The 17,947-nt window shown below is 63.4% G+C and carries 17 protein-coding genes; 9 read left to right on the top strand and 8 right to left on the bottom strand.

The window, feature by feature from the left end; genetic code table 11:
- Window positions 1-2: 2 nt before the first annotated feature.
- From GTP46_RS24830 to GTP46_RS24850, 5 genes are all read left to right on the top strand, one after another.
- The gene (locus tag GTP46_RS24830) at window positions 3-1,154 is read left to right on the top strand and encodes a hypothetical protein (RefSeq protein ID WP_161009309.1); all 1,152 of its coding nucleotides are present in this window, start codon (window positions 3-5) and stop codon (window positions 1,152-1,154) included.
- On the top strand, window positions 1,151-2,158 hold the full coding sequence (locus tag GTP46_RS24835; protein ID WP_161009310.1) for a hypothetical protein: 1,008 nt from the start codon (window positions 1,151-1,153) through the stop codon (window positions 2,156-2,158). Before GTP46_RS24830 ends, GTP46_RS24835 begins: the two co-directional genes overlap by 4 nt.
- 88 nt (window positions 2,159-2,246) lie before the next feature.
- Window positions 2,247-4,274 (top strand): SPFH domain-containing protein, encoded by a 2,028-nt coding sequence (locus tag GTP46_RS24840; RefSeq protein ID WP_229259084.1) that lies wholly within the window; start codon window positions 2,247-2,249, stop codon window positions 4,272-4,274.
- A 6-nt stretch (window positions 4,275-4,280) separates the two neighbouring features.
- Window positions 4,281-6,596, top strand: a complete 2,316-nt coding sequence (locus GTP46_RS24845) for an SUMF1/EgtB/PvdO family nonheme iron enzyme (RefSeq protein ID WP_161009311.1) — start codon at window positions 4,281-4,283, stop codon at window positions 6,594-6,596.
- 36 nt (window positions 6,597-6,632) lie between these two features.
- The gene (locus tag GTP46_RS24850; RefSeq protein WP_161009312.1) at window positions 6,633-6,977 is read left to right on the top strand and encodes a zinc ribbon domain-containing protein YjdM; all 345 of its coding nucleotides are present in this window, start codon (window positions 6,633-6,635) and stop codon (window positions 6,975-6,977) included.
- Here the strand turns inward: GTP46_RS24850 and GTP46_RS30220 are convergent.
- Window positions 6,961-7,524, bottom strand: coding sequence for a GNAT family N-acetyltransferase (locus GTP46_RS30220; protein ID WP_161009313.1), 564 nt, complete (start codon window positions 7,522-7,524; stop codon window positions 6,961-6,963). The two genes, GTP46_RS24850 and GTP46_RS30220, sit on opposite strands and share 17 nt — an antisense overlap.
- A 153-nt stretch (window positions 7,525-7,677) precedes the next feature.
- Here GTP46_RS30220 and GTP46_RS24860 point away from each other — a divergent pair, with 153 nt between their 5' ends.
- A complete protein-coding gene (locus GTP46_RS24860; protein ID WP_161009314.1) occupies window positions 7,678-8,160 on the top strand; it encodes a DUF4124 domain-containing protein in 483 nt (160 codons plus the stop codon).
- A gap of 4 nt (window positions 8,161-8,164) precedes the next feature.
- Complete coding sequence (locus GTP46_RS24865) at window positions 8,165-8,374, top strand: DUF6434 domain-containing protein (RefSeq protein ID WP_161009315.1); 210 nt, start codon at window positions 8,165-8,167, stop codon at window positions 8,372-8,374.
- 60 nt (window positions 8,375-8,434) lie between these two features.
- On the opposite strand, the gene GTP46_RS24870 is transcribed toward GTP46_RS24865, so the two are convergent.
- Together GTP46_RS24870 and GTP46_RS29965 are read right to left on the bottom strand one after the other, a co-directional pair.
- Window positions 8,435-9,478, bottom strand: coding sequence for a helix-turn-helix domain-containing protein (locus GTP46_RS24870; RefSeq protein ID WP_202414424.1), 1,044 nt, complete (start codon window positions 9,476-9,478; stop codon window positions 8,435-8,437).
- Between the two features lie 43 nt (window positions 9,479-9,521).
- Window positions 9,522-10,070 (bottom strand): discoidin domain-containing protein, encoded by a 549-nt coding sequence (locus GTP46_RS29965; RefSeq protein ID WP_229259085.1) that lies wholly within the window; start codon window positions 10,068-10,070, stop codon window positions 9,522-9,524.
- 208 nt (window positions 10,071-10,278) lie between these two features.
- On the opposite strand from GTP46_RS29965, the gene GTP46_RS24880 reads away from it, so the two are divergent.
- Together GTP46_RS24880 and GTP46_RS24885 are read left to right on the top strand one after the other, a co-directional pair.
- Window positions 10,279-10,677: an OsmC family protein gene (locus GTP46_RS24880; protein ID WP_161009316.1), complete on the top strand. Its 399-nt coding sequence runs from the start codon at window positions 10,279-10,281 to the stop codon at window positions 10,675-10,677.
- Between the two features lie 4 nt (window positions 10,678-10,681).
- Window positions 10,682-11,560, top strand: a complete 879-nt coding sequence (locus GTP46_RS24885; protein WP_161009317.1) for a pirin family protein — start codon at window positions 10,682-10,684, stop codon at window positions 11,558-11,560.
- On the opposite strand, the gene GTP46_RS24890 is transcribed toward GTP46_RS24885, so the two are convergent.
- The 5 genes from GTP46_RS24890 to GTP46_RS24910 all read right to left on the bottom strand — a co-directional run bounded on the left by GTP46_RS24890 (window position 11,557) and on the right by GTP46_RS24910 (window position 17,945).
- Window positions 11,557-13,113: an adenylate/guanylate cyclase domain-containing protein gene (locus GTP46_RS24890; RefSeq protein WP_161009318.1), complete on the bottom strand. Its 1,557-nt coding sequence runs from the start codon at window positions 13,111-13,113 to the stop codon at window positions 11,557-11,559. The two genes, GTP46_RS24885 and GTP46_RS24890, sit on opposite strands and share 4 nt — an antisense overlap.
- A 16-nt stretch (window positions 13,114-13,129) precedes the next feature.
- Complete coding sequence (locus GTP46_RS24895; RefSeq protein ID WP_161009319.1) at window positions 13,130-14,659, bottom strand: FHA domain-containing protein; 1,530 nt, start codon at window positions 14,657-14,659, stop codon at window positions 13,130-13,132.
- 95 nt (window positions 14,660-14,754) lie between these two features.
- The gene (locus tag GTP46_RS24900; protein ID WP_161009340.1) at window positions 14,755-15,732 is read right to left on the bottom strand and encodes a PP2C family protein-serine/threonine phosphatase; all 978 of its coding nucleotides are present in this window, start codon (window positions 15,730-15,732) and stop codon (window positions 14,755-14,757) included.
- An 80-nt stretch (window positions 15,733-15,812) separates the two neighbouring features.
- Window positions 15,813-16,331: an SH3 domain-containing protein gene (locus tag GTP46_RS24905; protein WP_161009320.1), complete on the bottom strand. Its 519-nt coding sequence runs from the start codon at window positions 16,329-16,331 to the stop codon at window positions 15,813-15,815.
- Between the two features lie 6 nt (window positions 16,332-16,337).
- Complete coding sequence (locus GTP46_RS24910) at window positions 16,338-17,945, bottom strand: hypothetical protein (RefSeq protein ID WP_161009321.1); 1,608 nt, start codon at window positions 17,943-17,945, stop codon at window positions 16,338-16,340.
- Window positions 17,946-17,947: the final 2 nt, after the last annotated feature.

Here is a 17,947-nt window from a genome sequence, read left to right on the forward strand (position 1 = left end):
TTATGGGATTGTTTAGCCGTCGCCGCAAACCGGTCACCGATATGGGCGGACTGGGTGTCACCTTGATCGCATTGCGGGTCGAGGCGGGCGATGTCGCGCCGATGCATAGCACGGTAGTGCTCTTCAATGCGGCCGGGCATGCGCGACGCGCGGCTGTGGGGAAGGTGGCGTGCGAACAGGGTGAGATGGCGTTCTGCTTTCATCCCGGGCCATATACGGTGGATTTGACGCCGTTTGCGGCAGCGCCGGAGTGGGGCTTGCGGCTGCGCTTTGTGGTGGATGCGGCCAATCCGCGCGTGTCGCAGCAGCGGTTTGATTTGTATTTGTACAGCGAGACGGCAGGCCGCCTGGCGCTGGCGGATTTCGCGGCCTCGGTGCAGCTGGCGTTGCAGGCAGAGTTGGCGCAAGGCGCGCTCGATCTGCCGCCGTGCACCACGCTGGAAGAATGGCACGCCTTCCGCGCCGGCCTGAATCAGCTGATGTACACGCGCTACGGCGTAACGGTGGACGATTGCGTGCCGGTCGATCTGGGCGAACAAATCGACTACGCCACCACCTTGCGCGCCCGCGCCCAGCAAGAAGCCACCCGCGCCGCAGCCAATGCTGCCGCGATCTCCGCTGCGTCAGCCGCCAGCGCAGCTACTGCCGATCGCCCGTCGACTGAACCGCAATTGGGCGAGCAGCTTGGCGCGTCGCGTGCGACAGCGGGTAGCGTGAGGGCTGGCGCGCGGCAGCCCGCAGCAGCCGAGCAGGATGCGCGTGCTTTGCGTCGCCTGTTCATCGAGTTGCCTGCGCTGACCAGTGAGCTGCGCTTGCTCGCACTTCCCGAAGGATCGACGATCTTCCAGCAGCATCAAACTTTGCTGCTGCGTCTAGGCATGGCCGCACTGAACGTCAACACCATGCCTGCGCTGGCGTGGGCCGCTCCGGACCAGCCGCTACCCGCCGAAGACCAGTCTCGCCGCAGCGCCCAAACGCTGATCGCCGAATCCGCGCTGGACGAAAGCTGGTCCCTGCTAGCCCGACTTCAGCTGGCAGGCCCGCAGCAATGGGCGCAGTTGCTGGACGAAGCAGACCGCATCTGCGCCAATCTGGAAACCGGCTTGTCGCTGCGCCGCGTTCCGCACATCCCGCGCATGGAGCCATCGCTATGACCACCATCTCCACCAGCGCGGTCCCGGCCAACGCCGAATGCCGCAGCGTGCTGGCTGACGGCCGCATCGTCACCATCACTGCCAGCCGCCGCCCGCGCGCCAACCGCGCCGACGTCAAATGCACCGTGCCGAACGCGCCAGCGATTGCAGAACGCATGCAGCAAGTAGTCCGCCTGGCGCGCCACACCGAAGTGCGTTTCGACAGCCGTGACCAAGTGGTGCTCAGCATGGACATCACGCCCAACGTCACCGAGCGCGATTGGGAACTGGCCGCCGTGCTGGCCGACCGCATGGTGCGCAGTCTGCATCCCGCTGCGCCAGCCACCGCCCAAGGCAGTTCCGACGCTTGGCACCTCGGCCGCGTCACCGGCACGGTGCACGCTGCAGTAACGCCGGCTCGGGAACCAGTGCACATTACGCATCTGGGCGCGTTGAGTGGCCATGCCGACCTGTCGGCCGCTGTCTCCACGGTCCGCACATGGTTCCCGCTGCACAGCGGCGGTGCCAATGACACGCTGTGCTGGCTCGAAGTCAGCGTGTTTCCGCTGGACGCACCCGCAGCCAGCGAAGAAGACAGCATCGCCGCGCCCGGCCTCGATCTGGCGGCACAGCAGGAAGTCCGCCATGCACTTGCCGCCGCCCGCCACTTCGATGGCAAAGGCCTGAACCGCTGGCGTACCGTGGTGCGCTTTGGCCAGTCACGCTTCCAGGGCGGCTCCTACCAACTGGCGCTGGTGATGGCTGACCGCCTGGCGCGCGGCCGGGAGTTCGTGCCGCGCGGCCGCCTGATCGCCACCGGCTGCTCCAGCGCCTGGCACGCCGGCCGCGTTGACACTGTGGATGGCCGGGAGCCGAAGCTGGCATTAATACTCGATCAAGTAGGCCCCGGCGACCGCGTGCTGCTACCCAAGGACTGGCAGGACCTGCTGCCGCCCGGATTTGCCGCCGGCGTACGCCAGAAAGGCGCCGGTTTGGCCTGTATCGACAAGATCGGCATGATTTAAACTGTGCGCAAGCAGCAAACCGGGTACGCCTGCTAAAATCGGCAGATCGCAGGATGGCCCCAAAGATGAATCGTAGAAGGAGTCTGACATGTTCCAAATGTTTGGTTTTGGCGGCGTTAAATGCCCGCGGTGCGAGCACAAAGACGACGGCCAGTCGGGCTACTGCAAGCACTGCGGCCTGACGCTGGGCGCGCCGCGCAGCGAACCAGTCCTGCGCGACAACCGCTGGATCCCCGGCGATAACGAACTGGCCGTGTATTTCGGCGTCAGCACGCTGTCCGGCATCTTCACCAAGACGCTGCGCGTGCCGGCCACCACCCGCGCCTACATTCTGCAGGCCGACAAAGCCACCGAGGTGCCGCAGGGCGAATACGAAATCGAAGGATTCTTCACGCGCCTGAACCACCTGCTGCGCAACCAGAACGCCGAAATCCTGATCACCCGCAGCTTGCCGCTGCCGGTCGAGTTTTCGTTCAGCGACTTGTACACTGCCGAACACCTGAAAATATCGGCCCGTTTTACCGTCTCCATCCGCATTGAAAATGTGCCGGCCTTCGCGCAGTACTTCATGACTGTGCCGGGTGTGGTCAGCACCCTGCATCTGCACGAGCTGCTGGAACCGTCGGTGCGCCAATTGGCGGCGGAATTCGTCGGCAGCCGCTCGATGCGCGAGATGGCCGGCAACGCCGACCTGCGCCTGCAACTGAATGAACGCCTGCAAGCCGCGCTCAAACTGCGCCTCGTCACTTACGGGCTGGCGGTGGACGGCGTGGAAACTGCCGCGCTGCGCCACGATAAATTCGACCATAACCGCGAACGCGTTGGCACCATGTGGCTGGTGGCAGATGAGCGCCATGTGCAGCTGGAGCATGTCAAACAGCTGGACGAAATCTACACCGAGGAAGAGTGGCAGGCCATCTGGCGCGAAGAGCAGAAGATGCACACCGATTTCCGCCGCGCGGAATTACGCCAGGACGCCAGCATCAACAAGGCCGAGCTGACGCTGAAAGAAGCTGAACGTGTGCAGGCCTTGCGCGCGCGCGAGGTGGAACTGTACAGCCGCGTGATGGAGTCCAAGACCCGCAAGGTGGCGCTGGATAAAGGTGCAGGCACCGTGCTGGCGGACCTTGAGCACGAACTGGCGCGCAACAAGTCGCACCGTGTGGGCGAGCAAGCCGACTGGGAGCATGTACGCCACCTGGCGCAAATCCGCATGCGCACCGAACTCGAAGTGCTGCAGCAAACCGCCGCCGAACAGCGCCAGTTGGCGCAGCAGCGTTTATCGCACCAGCTGCGCCAGCAAGCGATTGAGAATCAGATCGCCCAGGCTTTGCAGATTGAAGATGAATCGCATCGCCGCAGCGAGCTGTCCGCGCTGCGCCAGCGCGAAAAAGACGAGAAAGCACGCGAGCTGCAAATCGAAGCGGAAGCACACGCCGCCCGCATCCAGGGCATGACGATGGCCAACGCCGCGCGCCGCCGCGAGGCCGAACGTGTGCAGGAATGGGAAGATCAACTGGTGCTGGCCCGCCAGCGCGAGCTGCTGCGCGAGGACGCGGTCAAGGATGCAGCCAACGCCGTGCAGGTAGCGGAGATCAGCCAGAAGATCGAAGACCTCAAGCGCAGCGGCGCGCAGGCCGACGCCGTGGCGCAATACGAGAAACTGCTGCGCACCATTGAGGCGGACGGTATCCACGCGCGCCAGAACCAGGCCAACGCCAAGCAGGTCATGCTCGACCAACTGGCGGCGGACGAGCAGCGCCTGATCCTGAAGCAGCGGGAGCAGGAAGCCGCTTGGCAGCACGAGTTGAAAAAACTGGAGCAGGAACGCGCTGCGGCGTTCAGCCTTCAGCAATCGCAGCAGGATCATGAAATCCGCCGCATGGAAACCGTCAACCGCCTGAGCGATCTGGCGATTGCCGCCGTTGCCGCGCCATCCAACGTGGAAGCGGTGATGCAGATCATGAAGATGCAAATCCAGGGCGGCATGTCGCCGGAGCAGATACAGGCGCTGGCGCAGGTCGTAGCGGCGGAACATGGCGTGTCTCCGGTGGAGGCGGCGCGCCTGGCCTATGAACGCTTATTGAAAGAGCGTGAGCACCGCGATGCAGAGTGACGAGTAATGATGCAAACAGCAAGGGACAAGATCCGCGAACTGCGGGCCTTACATGATGATGGTCTACTGAGTCTCCAGGAATTCGACCGTCGCAAGAACGCCATCCTCGACGCCGAATACGCGCCGCCGGGAGGCAGTGCCGCGCCGGTCGTCCTGCCGCCGCGCCAGGGGACGGAACTGGGCTTGATGACGGGGCAGGAGATTGGCCCGCAAAACCGCCGCTACCGGCTGGAACGCCTGATCGGCATGGGCGGCATGGGACAGGTGTGGCTGGCTACGGACCTGGCCACGCATGCGGAGTTGGGCCATAGCGATCAGGTAGCGCTAAAGATTCTGCCGCCGCAGCTGACCCAGAGCGCTACCCACGCCAAGCTGCTGATCGAGGAGGCCACGCAGGCGCGCAAACTGGCGCACGAAAACATCGTTCGCGTTTATGAGTGGGCACAAGATCCCGCCACCTCCAGCTACTTTATCATCATGGAGTATCTGGAAGGACAGGACCTGGATGCGTATCTGGCGGAGCAGGGGGCGCTGACGCTGGATGCGGTGATCAAGCTGCTGTCGCCGGTGGGCGAAGCGCTGCAGTATGCCTGGGACAAGCACAAGCTGGTTCACCGCGATATCAAACCGGGCAATGTGTTCCTGACCAAGCGCGGTGAGATCAAGCTGCTGGATTTCGGCATCGCCTCGCGTGCGCGCAGCGCCGGCAGCAGCCTTGGTTTGCAGACGCCGAACGCCGGTACCGCAGGTTATCGCGCACCGGAAGCGGGCACGCATCAACGCCAGCCTGCGCCCAAGCTGGACGTGTACGCGGTGGCGGTGATGATCTACCAGCTGCTGGAAGGGCGCATGCCGTTTGATGATATGCGTCCGGCGGACTTTCATCCTTCACCGCCGCGCGGCCTGAATGATCGCCAGTGGAAGGTCCTGCAAGAAGGCTTTGCATACTTGCAGGAGCGCCGGCCGGCATCGGTGAATGCGCTGCTGGCTGCACTGCGTGAAGCGGCCGGTCCGAGCGAGGAAGAAGTGGCAGCCCGCACCGAGCAGGCGGCCCGCGACCGGGTTGCCCGCGAGGCGCATGACCAGCAACGCCAGAAGGAACTGGCGGCGCAAGCGGAGCAGGCCAAGGCGCAAGCGCTTGCGGACGAAGAGAAGCGCAAGGCGATGGTGGCCGAACTGGCGGCGCGCCGTCAAGCCGAGGCACAGGCTGCGGCGGTGGAAAAGCAGCGGCAGGAGCAGCAGCGCCGCGCGCTCGAAGCCAAGCAGCGCGCCGAAGCGGAAGCAGCGGCGCTAGCTCGCAAGCAGGTGTTGCGCGATCAGTTGCTGGCGCGGCGTGAAGCCGATGCAAAGAAAGCGCGTGAGGAGCGTGAAGAGCAGCAGCGCAAGGCCACGCAACTGAAGGCGGAAACGGCGTATCGGCAGGAACAGGAGCGGCATCGCAAGCAGCAGGCCGAGCGCCATGCGGCTGAATTGGCGGCGGTGGCGTCGCACACGCCGGTGGCTGACGCCAGCGGCGTGCTACGCGACCGCTTCCTCGACGGTTCCAGCGCCGGGCCGGATCTGGTGCTGATTCCGACGGGCCGCTTCCAGATGGGCTCTCACGAACATGAGCAAGCGGCGGCGATCAAGGCCGGCGCGCAGAAAAACTGGCTGGAGCGCGAGCTGCCGCAGCGCTGGGTGGGCATTGAGCAGTCGTTTGCGATGGGCCGTTATCCGGTCACGGTGGGGCAATGGCGGCGCTTCGTTAAGGACACCGGCTGGGAGTCGCAGTCCGACACTGACTGGCGCGCGCCGGGCTTTGCGCAGAATGACGATCACCCTGTGGTTGGCGTCAGCTGGATAGACGCGCAGCTGTATCTGCGCTGGCTGTCGCAGAAAACAGGGCAGGTGTATCGCCTGCCGACCGAGGCGGAATGGGAGTATGCCTGCCGTGCAGGCACCAGGACTGCGTTCAGTTTCGGCGACACCATCAGCCCCGAACAGGCCAACTACGACGGCCACTACACCTACAACGGCGGCCAGCGCGGTGCATATGTACAGAGCACCAGCAAGGTTGGCGCCTACCAGCCGAATCCTTGGGGCCTGTTCGACATGCACGGCAATGTGTGGGAGTGGACGCAGGACGTGGTGCATGATAATTATTCCGGCGCGCCGGCCGACGGTAGCGCATGGGAGGCTGGCGGCGATCAGGTGCGGCGCGTGCTGCGCGGCGGCTCGTGGCTATATAACCCGCGCTACCTGCGTTCGGCGGTGCGCAATGGTTTTTCGGCGGTGCTGGCGAACGACATCGTCGGCTTCCGCGTTGCCCGCAAGCTGGCATGAGGTATACTGCCGGGCTTTGAAAAGTCAGGATTCCCTATGAGCGCCTTGCCACCATGCCCTAAATGCAGTTCCGAATACACCTATGAAGATGGTGCGAACCTGGTGTGCCCGGAGTGCGCACACGAGTGGACTGCCGGTGCTGCTGATGCGGCAGAAGAAGGCGCGCGCGTGTATCGCGATGCAGTCGGCAATGTGCTGCAGGATGGCGACACGGTCACCGTCATCAAGGACTTGAAGTTGAAGGGCGGTGGCGGTGTGGTGAAAGTCGGCACCAAGGTGAAGAACATCCGTCTGGTCGATGCCGACCACGATATCGACTGCAAGATCGATGGCTTTGGCGCCATGAGCCTGAAGACGGAGTTCGTCAAAAAGGTGGTGTGATCGTCACCGTGGAGAAGTGCGTGCGCACGCTCCAGCCTATGCTCGTGTAAAGTCCGCGTCCCGCTTCAGTTGCCACCAGCACGCGCTGCGCGGCTTGCGATTGCTGGGCGGTTCCCAAGGCGGCCATGATCGCCGCGCCCAGTCCCTGATGCTGGTGTTCGGGGACTGTGGCGATGCGGTCGAACACAAACACGCCGTCATATTCGATGCCGTAACCGCTGGCTGCGAGCGTGTCGTCCTCCGCGAAAATGCGGGCGGTGGTGACGTGGCCTTCGGTCTGCACCTGTAGCCAGTAGCCAGGCGGCAGCGAGGGTACGGGATTACGTCCGGCTTCTTTCGTCATCAAATATCCAGCTGGTTGCAGCTGCCAGCGATGCGGCACCAGCGACTGCAAAAGCGCGCCAGGCCCGCACATCTTGATAAACACATGCGGCTCATGAATCTCCTGCGCCAGCTGCGTGATGACAGGCGACGGCCCGGAAAACACGTAACGGCGCTGCTCTTCCGGCATCGCCGTATCGACGCGCAGACCGCCGCGATCTGCCACCGGTAACGGTAAACTCCGCCCAACCGACCGCGCCCGCAGCCAACTCTCCAGCAATTCAGCATCAAGCAGTTTACTCATAGGGCTCCGTGACAAAGCGCGTACTTTGAATATCGATAGGATGATATTCTTGCAGCGTTACGCTCAGGAGGCAAGTTGAAAGCTTTGCTGCTATTGATGTTAGCGCTGCCCGCGCATGCACAGATGTACAAATGGACCGATGCCAACGGCAGGGTGCACTATTCGGACCGTCCGCAGGATGGCGTGGCGGCCAAGCCGCTGCAAGTGGAAAACGCTCCGGCTGCGGCGTCGCCATCGGACGATAACTGGCGTGAGCGCGAGAAGATATCGCGCCAGAATCGTGTGCGACAGGCGCAAGCTGAGCGCCGTTTGGCGGCGGCGGAACAGTCTGAAAAAGCCAGGCAGCAGCCCTTCAATCCGAGCATGAACCGCTCCGACAAACCACTGACGGACGACGAGTTGTGCACGCGCGATCGTCAGCAAATCGAGTTCGCCGAGAAAACCAAGAACCTGACGGTTCTACCATTGGGACCGCGCAGCGAGGCACAACGCCAGGAAATTATCCGCGAGCGAAAAACCAATCACGCGCTTGCCTGCGCAGAAGGAAGGAGACGCTAGTTTTATGAATTTCGATTGGCATGGCGCTGAATTGACGCCGCAAACTCTCATTGACTCCAGCTATAAAAATACGCAGAACGTGCGGCGCTTCTTGCTGTCGGAGTGCGGTCCGGCGTTTAAATTTGATCGCGACCTGATGGCGTGGATCCGTGACGGCGTCGGGAAGACGCTGGGCGATGTCGTCGACGAGTGGAAACGCCGCAATCATAATTAAGAACTCTGCGATGTTCGTTCTGGCTGTCCAATAATCACCCCAGCCGCTCCAGCGTAGTCTTTACAAAGACTGCTCGCGATAGTCGCGCGGGGAGACGCTGTATTGGCGGCTGAAAGCGCGTGAAAAATCGGAGGCGCTGTTAAAGCCCAGTCCTAGCCCGATATCGGCCACGGCCAGCTGCGGCAAGGTCACCAGCTCGTACGCTGCTTCACGCAGGCGGCAGTGTCGGATGTAGGCGTGCAGGCCGCCCTGTGATTCGAACATGCGATAGATGGTGGCACGGGCGACCGGGAAGGCGCGCATCACGGTATCGGGCGACAAGTCTTCCCGGTGCAGATTGGCCTGGATGTATTCCTCGATCTGGCTTTGCATCGCGGCGCGTACGGCGGCGCGTCCCTGGCCGTTCATGCGCTGCTGTTTTGAGAAAGCGGTGAGTATCAGTTCAGCGCAGGTACGTATGGCTTGCTGTTGCTGCGCCGCCGGCAGCATCGGCATGGCGTTGCATAGGGTACGCACCCGCTCCAGTATCAATCGCGTGAGCGGGGTGGTATAGCTGATCACGCGGCCGTGGATTGCTTCGGCATCCGGCACGGCGGCATAGACCATCGCCCGAGGCAGGAAAAATGCCAGTACCCGCGCAGCCGTCGGTCGCATCATGGTCATTGGCTGGCCCAGGTCCAGTGCCAGAATGCCCGGCAGGTATTGGCTGGAGCGCGCACGCGGCGTATTGGTGGTGGTTTCGATGATGCCTTCAACGGCGATGTGAAACACGAAATCACGCACATTGTCGGTGGAGATGCGGGCATTGCTGCGAGCCTGGGTGAATGAGGCGGTGCGGCTGTCGAGATACACCATGTCGGACAGCAGGTAGGTGTCCAACTCGCCGCGGAAGCCTTGTTCCAGCTGGCTGCGTTTAACTGGGACGTCGAGAAAGCGGTCGAGGTAATCGCGCCAGGCGGGCAGCTGCAGTTCCTTGTGCTCCTGGGTCACGCTGAAGTGCTGGTGCAGCAAGATGTCGCTGCGTGCAAGCGGCGCAGTGCGGCTTGCACGCGCGGCGATAACCCGGCTGACGGCAGCAGAATATTCCTTATTCGTGTTCGACATCAGGACAATCTCCACCTCGCCCGGCTTCGCCGTAGGGACATGATTAAGCGGCTTTGCGGCGGCGTGCGATGGCGCCCACCAGACCTAAGCCTGCCAACATCATAGCGTAAGTTTCTGGTTCTGGGACGGCAGTGATGCTGGCAGTTTGCAGGGCGGTCCAGCTGCCTTCGTTGTAGGCCACGATTTCCACGTAACGGCCGGAGATGGCGCCGAAGCTGAACGAGATTGGCGTGTTGGCCACGGTATCGCCCTCGAAAGTCAGCGATGGCGTCAGGCTGGTCCAGTTGTCGCCGATAGCCGTGTTGGAGATGAAGATTTTCTGCCAGCTGTGGCCATCCGGTAGCTGGTTGGTGAGGTAGCTGATGGCGGTGATTTGCTTGGTGTCCAGCAGGTCTACTTGTACCCACTGCGGACCGCCGGTGCCGGCGTTCCAGGAGGCGCCGTTGAACAGCGATTCGGCATTCAGGCCGTTCCAATCAACGCTATCGGAGTAGCTAGCGGAAGGCAAGCCGGCGGCGGCGTTGGTGGCGTGGGCGGCGCTGGACAGGCTAACCAGTGCGGCGATCGATGCGGCGAGCAGATATCGTTTCATTTGAATCCCTTGGAGTTTAGTTTATTGGAGGCGCGAAGCTACTTGTGGTGCCAATATCAATTTTGCATTGATAATTTGGCCTCGTTTGACTGCCTGTCTCACTTTTTCAAAAAACTTGCAGGGTAGTGCGTAGTCTTTTAGTAGAAGCGCAAGCCCGCCATCCGGTGTACATTGTGGGTTCTGATTCAATCGCCACAAGGAACACCGAATGACTATCAAAGCCCTGCGTGATCAATCCCTGCCGATGCGCCATATCGTCCACGTGCGCAATCACATCATTCCGGCCGACGGTTCGGTGGAAGAAGGTGGCAATGACGCCGGCCCATCGCCGCACGACTTGTACGATGCTGCGCTGAGCGCATGCAAGGCGCTGACCGTGGTGTGGTTCGCCAAGCGCAAGAACATCCCGGTGGAGCACGTGGAAGTGAGCATGGAACGCGACGCCAGCGAAGAGCGCCAAGGCATCTATCGCCTGACTGCCACCTTGCATGTCACCGGCGACCTGACCGAAGCGCAGCGCACCGAATTGCTGGCCGCCGCGCAGAAATGCCCGATCCATAAGCTGATGACCTCCGTGACCACCGAAGTAACCACCGTGCTGGGGTAATACCATGACCATCTCGAATCTGTTGAAGGGCCATGAAAAAGATTTGGGCGGTGGCTTTGTGGTGCGCCGCTACTTGCCGTCCGCCGTCAAGCAGGCGGTGGGACCGTTCATTTTCTTCGACCATTTTGGCCCGGTGGACGTGCCGGCCGACGCTGACCATGATGTGCGCCCGCACCCGCACATCGGCCTCGCTACCGTGACTTATCTGTTTGAAGGCGCGATGGATCACCGCGACAGCCTGGGCACCTACCAGCGCATCGAACCGGGCGCCGTCAACTGGATGACGGCCGGCCGTGGCATCGTGCACTCCGAGCGCACCCCCAAAGATTTGGTCGGTGTGCCGCACCGCACGCATGGCCTGCAGCTGTGGGCCGCGCTGCCTGCCGCGCATGAGGAAGATGAACCGGGCTTCTGCCACACGCCATCCAGTGCGATTCCCGAACTGACTATCGACGGCGCCGACATCCGGGTGCTGATCGGCTCTGCTTTCGGCCAGACCTCGCCGGTGCAGACCTACAGCCAGACGCTGTACCTGGATGTCGCCCTCAAGGCCGGACATGAACTGGCGTTGAACGGCTTGCCGGCGGAAGCGGCGATCTACCCGATCAGCGGCGAACTGGAAGTGGATGGCGCGCCGCTGGAGCTGCACAACATGGCACTGCTGGATACCGCCGATACGCGCCTTGTGAAAGCCAGCAGCGCAACGCGCTTCGTCATTATTGGGGGCGAGCCGCTGGACGGCCATCGCTATATGTTCTGGAACTTCGTTTCGTCGCGCAAGGAGCGTGTGGTGCAGGCGGGCGAGGATTGGGAAGCGCAACGCTTCCCGCAAGTGCCCGGCGAAACCGAGCGCATTCCACTGCCGGCCAAGCGTCCAGCCTAAGATTTTTTATCGAGGGCGTTGATGGCCTGATGCAGCACGCCGCGCAGATCGCGCGCGGCGTCTACATCGATGCGGCCCAAGTCCAGATACAGATCGTGGCCGTCACCGGAATGGCTGAATACCTGCATGGTATTGCCGTCCGCATCCAGCAAGCCATCAATCGCATACGGCACCACTTCGCGCGCGATGCCTTTCATGTGCACCGGCGGCAGCGCGTGGCCCGAGGCGATGTCGCGCACCAGCGCAAAGGTTTCGTAGCTGGCCGCAATGCCGCCCGCCGGCGCGATCGATTGCAGGCGCGCCGCCAGATTGGCTTCCGCGCCGAGGATGGTGTAATCCATGCGGTCGTTGCTGCCGAAATTCCCTACATTGCAGTAGCCGGTGTTGATGCCCATGCGGACCAACAGCGGCGCTTCCACACCACGCTTGCGCCACTGCGCATTCAGTTCGGCCAGCGCGTTCTGCATCTCCACCGCCATGCGCAAGCAGCTGCGCGCATCTTCCGCCGCCCCCTTGGTTTCGGGATCGCCGAAGAACACCAGCAGCGCATCGCCGATGAATTTGTCGATGGTCCCACCGTGCTGGATGGCGATGGTAGACATGGCGGTGAAGTATTCGTTAATCAGCTCCGTTAAAGCTTCCGGCTGCAGCGACTCGGTCAGCGCCGTGAAGTCCTTGATATCGGAGAAGAAAATGGTCAGCTTTTTGCGCTGGGTGCGCAGCGATACTTCCATCTCGCCGCTGAAGATGCTCTTGTAAATTTGCGGCGACAGGTAGTGCGAGGTCTTCAGCGAGATCGAAGCAAGGAAGTCGTTGGCGTCGGTCAGTTCGCCGTTCATGCCGCGTATGACGGCGTTCTGGCGGCGCTGCAGCAGGATGAAGCCAAGCCCAATCACCGCCATCAGCAGGAAGTAAGCCAGGCTGTATTTGAAGGACCACAGGCTGGTGCTGATTTCGTTATGGATGTCGATTTCCTGCAGGCCGCGCACATCGCCGATTTTCCAGTCCTTTTTCGGGCTGTCCGGATGGCTGTTATGGCACTGGACGCAGGCAGCGGTCATCAGCACCGGTGCGGCAAGGCGTACTTGCGAGGCGGTGCCACTGCTGGTGGCGAGGATCAGCGGCGGCTGATCCGGTGCGGAGCGCAGTGACGCCAGCGACTTCTTTTCAAAGTCGTCCAGCGCGTGCGGCGCACGGCCGCGGAACGGATAGTCGGAGATGAAGCGGTAGCTGACGTTGGATTGCTTGTCCGCGATGACGTGACCGAGTTCCAGCGACAGCGTGGCCGGAATCGGAATCGCGCCCGGCACCGCCTCGTAATTGTGGATGATTTGCGTATCCTTGCCGTGGTTTTCCTGGATGCGGCCCACCACCGCGCTGCCGTAGTAGCTGCGGATGCTGGTGATCATGGAGTTGAGGTCTGCGGCCTGGCTGCGCAGGCGCTCCTCGGCGATATGCTGCGTATCCAGCCAGACCGCCAGCGGCAAGCCGGCCAGCAGCAGTATCAAAGCGGCGAGTGCGACACGTTCGTGGTGTTTGGCCGGCGTAGGCATGGCGCCGATGAAGTGTTCAGGCGGTGGACATGGCGTTGGCCGCCACGGTGCTGACCATGTCGCTGGCGCCGGTGCGGATGATCCAGTGCTCCGGATACGGATCGCTGGCGAAACGGGTGTGGCGTGGCACGCGGCTCAGTTTATCGAGCGAGACGGATGGCGCCAGCGCGGTCTCCTTGCCAGTCAATTGATCGAGATGCCAGAAACCGCCGTCGCGATGGAACAGCAGCGGCAGCGCAGCCGCATGCGGCGCGGCGGCAAACGATTTAACCGGATAGCCGGGATGCGTCTCGGGCGCGAGCAGGTAGAAGCTTTCGGCATTGGCGCCGTGATCCACGCGGTGCAGGATCACGCCGTGCGGCATGATGGCCGATACCGACAGGGTGACGATGCCCTTGATGCTGGCGCTGAATTCAATCCGCATGCCGAGCCGCAGCGCGGTCGGTTTGTGCTTGCCCGGCCAGACGCCGTCCAGCAGGATGCCATAGCGCGACACATCTTCAATTTCAAAACCGAGGCCGGAGCGGCGGATGATGGCGTGTCGTCCCGACAGGCGGCGCGTCAGGCCGTTGGTATCCTGGCCGTCGGCGGTGTAGTGGGTGAGCAGTACGTCCGCATCTGGATCGACCAGTTCAAAACGGCCGATCACGCATTCTTCCATCGCAAACAGGCGAATCTGGCGCTGGGCGCCAGCTTCCGGCGCAGCGTTCACCAGCGAGGTGGCGGCGCTTGGATGCGGATGCAGCGCGGCTGCTTGCGGCATGTCGATTTCGATCAGGTCTTCATCCCACGCGATGGTGGAGAAACCCAGGTCCACTTTACCGGCCGGCGCGTTGAGGTCAAGATGCGCGATGCCGGCGTTGCGGGCGGTGACGTCGATATCGAGGCTGTCGCCACCTTGCGCGCTGACGCGGGCGATGGAGGCGTCGTCTGCCATCACGCGTACGTTCTTGTGGGTGCTGAGGAAGATGCGGTGGATCTCGGTCAGCGAGGCGTCGAGGCGCGGCACCAGGATCACGAAGGTGCACACCCATTTGCGCGCGGCCAGGCCGGCGTGCTGACTAAGCAGCTCGATGCTGATCTGGTACTGGCCGTGCTCTTTGCCACGCGAGGAAAATTCGACAAACACCGGACGCCATTCGCCGCCCACCGCGCGCACGAAGTGCTGGCGCGATGCGCCGTGCGGGATCAGATCCGATTGCAGTTGCAGCGTCAATTGCGGCGCGCAGGCTTCCGGCATGCCGCGCAGTTCCATCTTCAGCGTTTGGCGGCCGCCGGCGGCGCGCGGGTCGAAGCCGCTGATGTGCAGTTGCGGACGGCCGGCTTGGGCGCGTTGCAGCGGATGGGCGTAGTGCAGGGGGGCAGGTTCGGTAGCAGGGACGGCATCCAGCGCCGTGGCCGGAGAGGCGGCACGGGTGGTGCGCAAGGCGCTCAACAGATCGAAGCTGGAAGGCGCTGCTTGGGCGTGGCCGCCTTCGCAACTTTGCTCTCCCGGTAAGACCCAATAAGTGCAGTGCGGGTGCTGGGCATTACTGCATTTTTTCATGACAAACCGACCGATGGGATACCCGTCAGTTTATGCGGTTTTCACTCTGTTTGGCAAACTTTGCAACTCCTTTTTTCGGTCGGCCTGTGCGCCAATCAAAAATGCGACGGAATTGGTGCGGTGGGGAGTGCTGTTTCGTCAACATTGCAGGCGAATCGCAGCACGATGGCGCTCAGGTTGTCGATGTGGAGTTGTGGCGGCGGGTTTTGGGCGTAGTCGTCGAACAGCGCATCTAACGCTGGCGCGGCGGCGGCGGCCAGCAGCGCCGGCCAGCGTTCGATCCACGGCAGCGGGCGCGCGCAGGACCAGAAGCCGTCGGTCGCCAGCAGGTAGACTGCATCGTACCGTACGGTGAGTGCGCGGCGGTCGGCCATGTGATGCAGGAAGGGCGGCAGGTTGGTTGCGTCCAGCGGCAGCAGGCCGTCGTCCAGCACTTGTGGATTGGCGAAGGCGTTGCCGAGAATGTAGGCCTGCGAGATTTGCGCGCGATGCTCGCCGTGCACCTGCTGCCACCATTCGTCCTTGCCCAGCAGGCCGTGCATGGCGAAGGAGGTGGCTGGCACGTGGTCCACCGTCAGCGGTCGCGCAGCTTGCGCGCTGATTTCGTACAGGCGCGAATCGCCCACGTGGTACAGCATCGGCGCCTGGCCGGGCGGGATTTCGATCAGCGTGAGCGTGGTGCCGGGACGGCGGAAGGTGTCGTGGTCGTTCGGGCGGCTGAAGCTAGCTTGCAGTTCGCGGTGCAGCTGGTCGAGGCGTGTGCCCAGTTCCTCCAGTGTGGCGCAGGCGGGAATGGCCAGCAGGCCGGCGGCGACGGCTTCGGCGGCCTGTCGTCCGTGCCCGTGGCCGCCCATGCCGTCGAGGACTGCAAGACGCACATGGCCTTGCGGCCAGTTGGGCAGCTGCGTGGTGTGCGGCGTTTGGTCGCGCAACAGGACGGCGCGGCCATCGGCGTCGATGAGCAGCAGGTTGTCCTGGTTCTCCGGCACTTGCAGCTTGCTGATGCTGGCCGCGCTGCGGGCGGCCACGTTCAGCGCGGGGCCGAAGTTAAGTTGATCGGTGATGCGTGTCATCGGTGCAGGCGCGGGCGCGCGGGATGCGAAAGGCCACAGCTTAGCCGAAAATATGCCGGCGGCGGTGGGTGGTGTGTGCGTCATTCGCTGCTCCGGCGCAGCCACAGGCTGCTGGCCCAGCCGGTTTGTGCGTGGCCGTCGATGGTGGCGCTGATTTGCCACCAGTCGCCGTCGCGCTGGCCGGTAGGCGTGACGATGGCGCCGGCCGGCACCACGATGACGCGCGCGGCTTGCACACCTGGCGCGGCGCGCAAGTTCAGGTCGCGGTGGACGCGGAACGGCTGGCCGGCAGCGGCTGCGTGGTTCACCTGGGCGTTGGCGCCGCACGGCGGCGCGAGTGCACAGCCGGTGCCTGGCGCTGTGCGTTCGCCACTGGGAGTGTCGACTTCCGCGCGTGTTTGGGCCATCGCGGCGGCGGGGGCCTGCGTGGCGTACAAGATCAGGCTACCGAATCCCCACGCGCCGGCTACCATGATGAACAGTGCGCGCGCGTTGGGCCGCTTCCACCAGCTGCGCGGCGTAAAGTAGGCGGCGAGGACCAAGGTGATCACGAGGCCCGCAGCAAACGCCGCGACGGCGTGGAGTTTGGCGGCATCCATGATGGCTCAGGCCTCGAAGCGCAGCACGTAGTGGCCCGCCACCAGGTGATGCCCATGCGGTAGCAGGTAAGGCGCCTCGCCCACGCTGGCGACGAATTTCAGTTTGTCGTCCAGATGATAGAGCGCTTGCGTGGCGCTCAGGCGGCCGATGGTATACCCCTTGGCGACGGCCTCGAAACTGAACGCATTGCGCGACAGGCCGATACGATCAGCGCTGGTGCTGTCCGCGCCATCTGCATGCTTGAGGAAGCGCGGCGAATCGAGCACGCGCAGTGTCGCCAGCATGGCGGAATTACGGCCGAAGGTGAAGCGCGCGCCGCTGGCGACGCCGTTGCTGATGGCTTGGGCCAGGCAGATGATGGCGCGGTAGCGGTCCGCCATTTCCGGCGCCGCAGGCAGCAGGCGCAGCGTGCGCGCGTCCACTGGCGAGAAAGTGGCGGGAGCTTCGATGCGTTGGCGGCCTTCGGCGGTGCAGGCGTATAGCTGGTCGGCCGCATCGACCATCAGGCTGATGGCCGGCTGGGCGTCGGTGGACAGTGCGAGGTCGCGGTTGAACGGCAGTTCCATCGCTTGCGCGCCGGTGTCGCGGTAGCGGCTCAGGCGCGGCAAGGCCAGCGCCACCAGACTGACGCGCTGCTGCGACACCGGCGCGTAAGTGGCGTCGCTTTCACCGGGACGGTTCGCCGGCTTGTGACCCGGCGCCGCAGGAACTGCTGTGAGGTCTATGCTGCCGTCGCCCCGGCGTGCATCCGGACCAGCGCTCACTCCAGCGGCCGCGCGCATGCCTGCGTTGCGGTATGCGCCGTCCACCGCGACGGCTCCCATGCCAAGATTCGCACTGGTGTCTGCGCGCTTTTGCCAAACGGCGGGAGCGGCAGGTTCACTCTGCTGGCTTGCGCGCGCGGGCATGCCAGCGGCGCGGGCGACTTTCAGCAGCAGGCGCTGGCCGTCCGGAGCCTTGATGGTGTAGTAGCCGCTGCGTGGATCGAAGCGGCAATCGAACGCGCCCTTGGGACGCATCTGCACTACCGGTACGGCGTCCGGACCGTCGTTGAGAATCAGCAGGCCGGCGTCGGCGCCGAAAGGCCAGCCCTGCGCCGGCACGCCGCCTTCACCGCCGATCAGTGCCAGTCGCTGGTTCGGATAAATCGCGCACACCGTATGCCAGATGGCGCTGTCGCGCGAGACGCTGACGTTGTACAGCACCTTCTCATCCGGCGCGGGCAAATACACGGCGTGGCCGAACTTGACCTCGATCTCGCCCGGCGCCAGCATGGTGTCGCCCACCACGTCGTAGCGCACCTCGTCGCCGCCCAGCAGGTCGCCGAAGTCCTTTTGATGCAGGACCGCCAGCGTTTGCGCGAGGTCGCGTGCGCGGGCGCCGCGCGTGAGGTGGTAGTCGTCGTCGACATCTTCTTGCGGCAGCGTCAACGTCACATGCGAGAAGCAGCGCGTGGCGGCGCGGCCCTTGTGTTCTCGCGGGCTGCGTTCCAGCAGGTCACGCAGCAATGGACGGCGCGAGAATAGCGCCAGGCCGGGCGTTTGCCAGATCGCCTCGGCGTTAAATACGTCCGGAATGCGTCCCAGGACGGCGTGTTGGACATAGGTTGGCATGA

The organism is Duganella flavida (genome assembly GCF_009857445.1).
Classification (GTDB): Bacteria; Pseudomonadota; Gammaproteobacteria; order Burkholderiales; family Burkholderiaceae_D; genus Rugamonas; species Rugamonas flavida.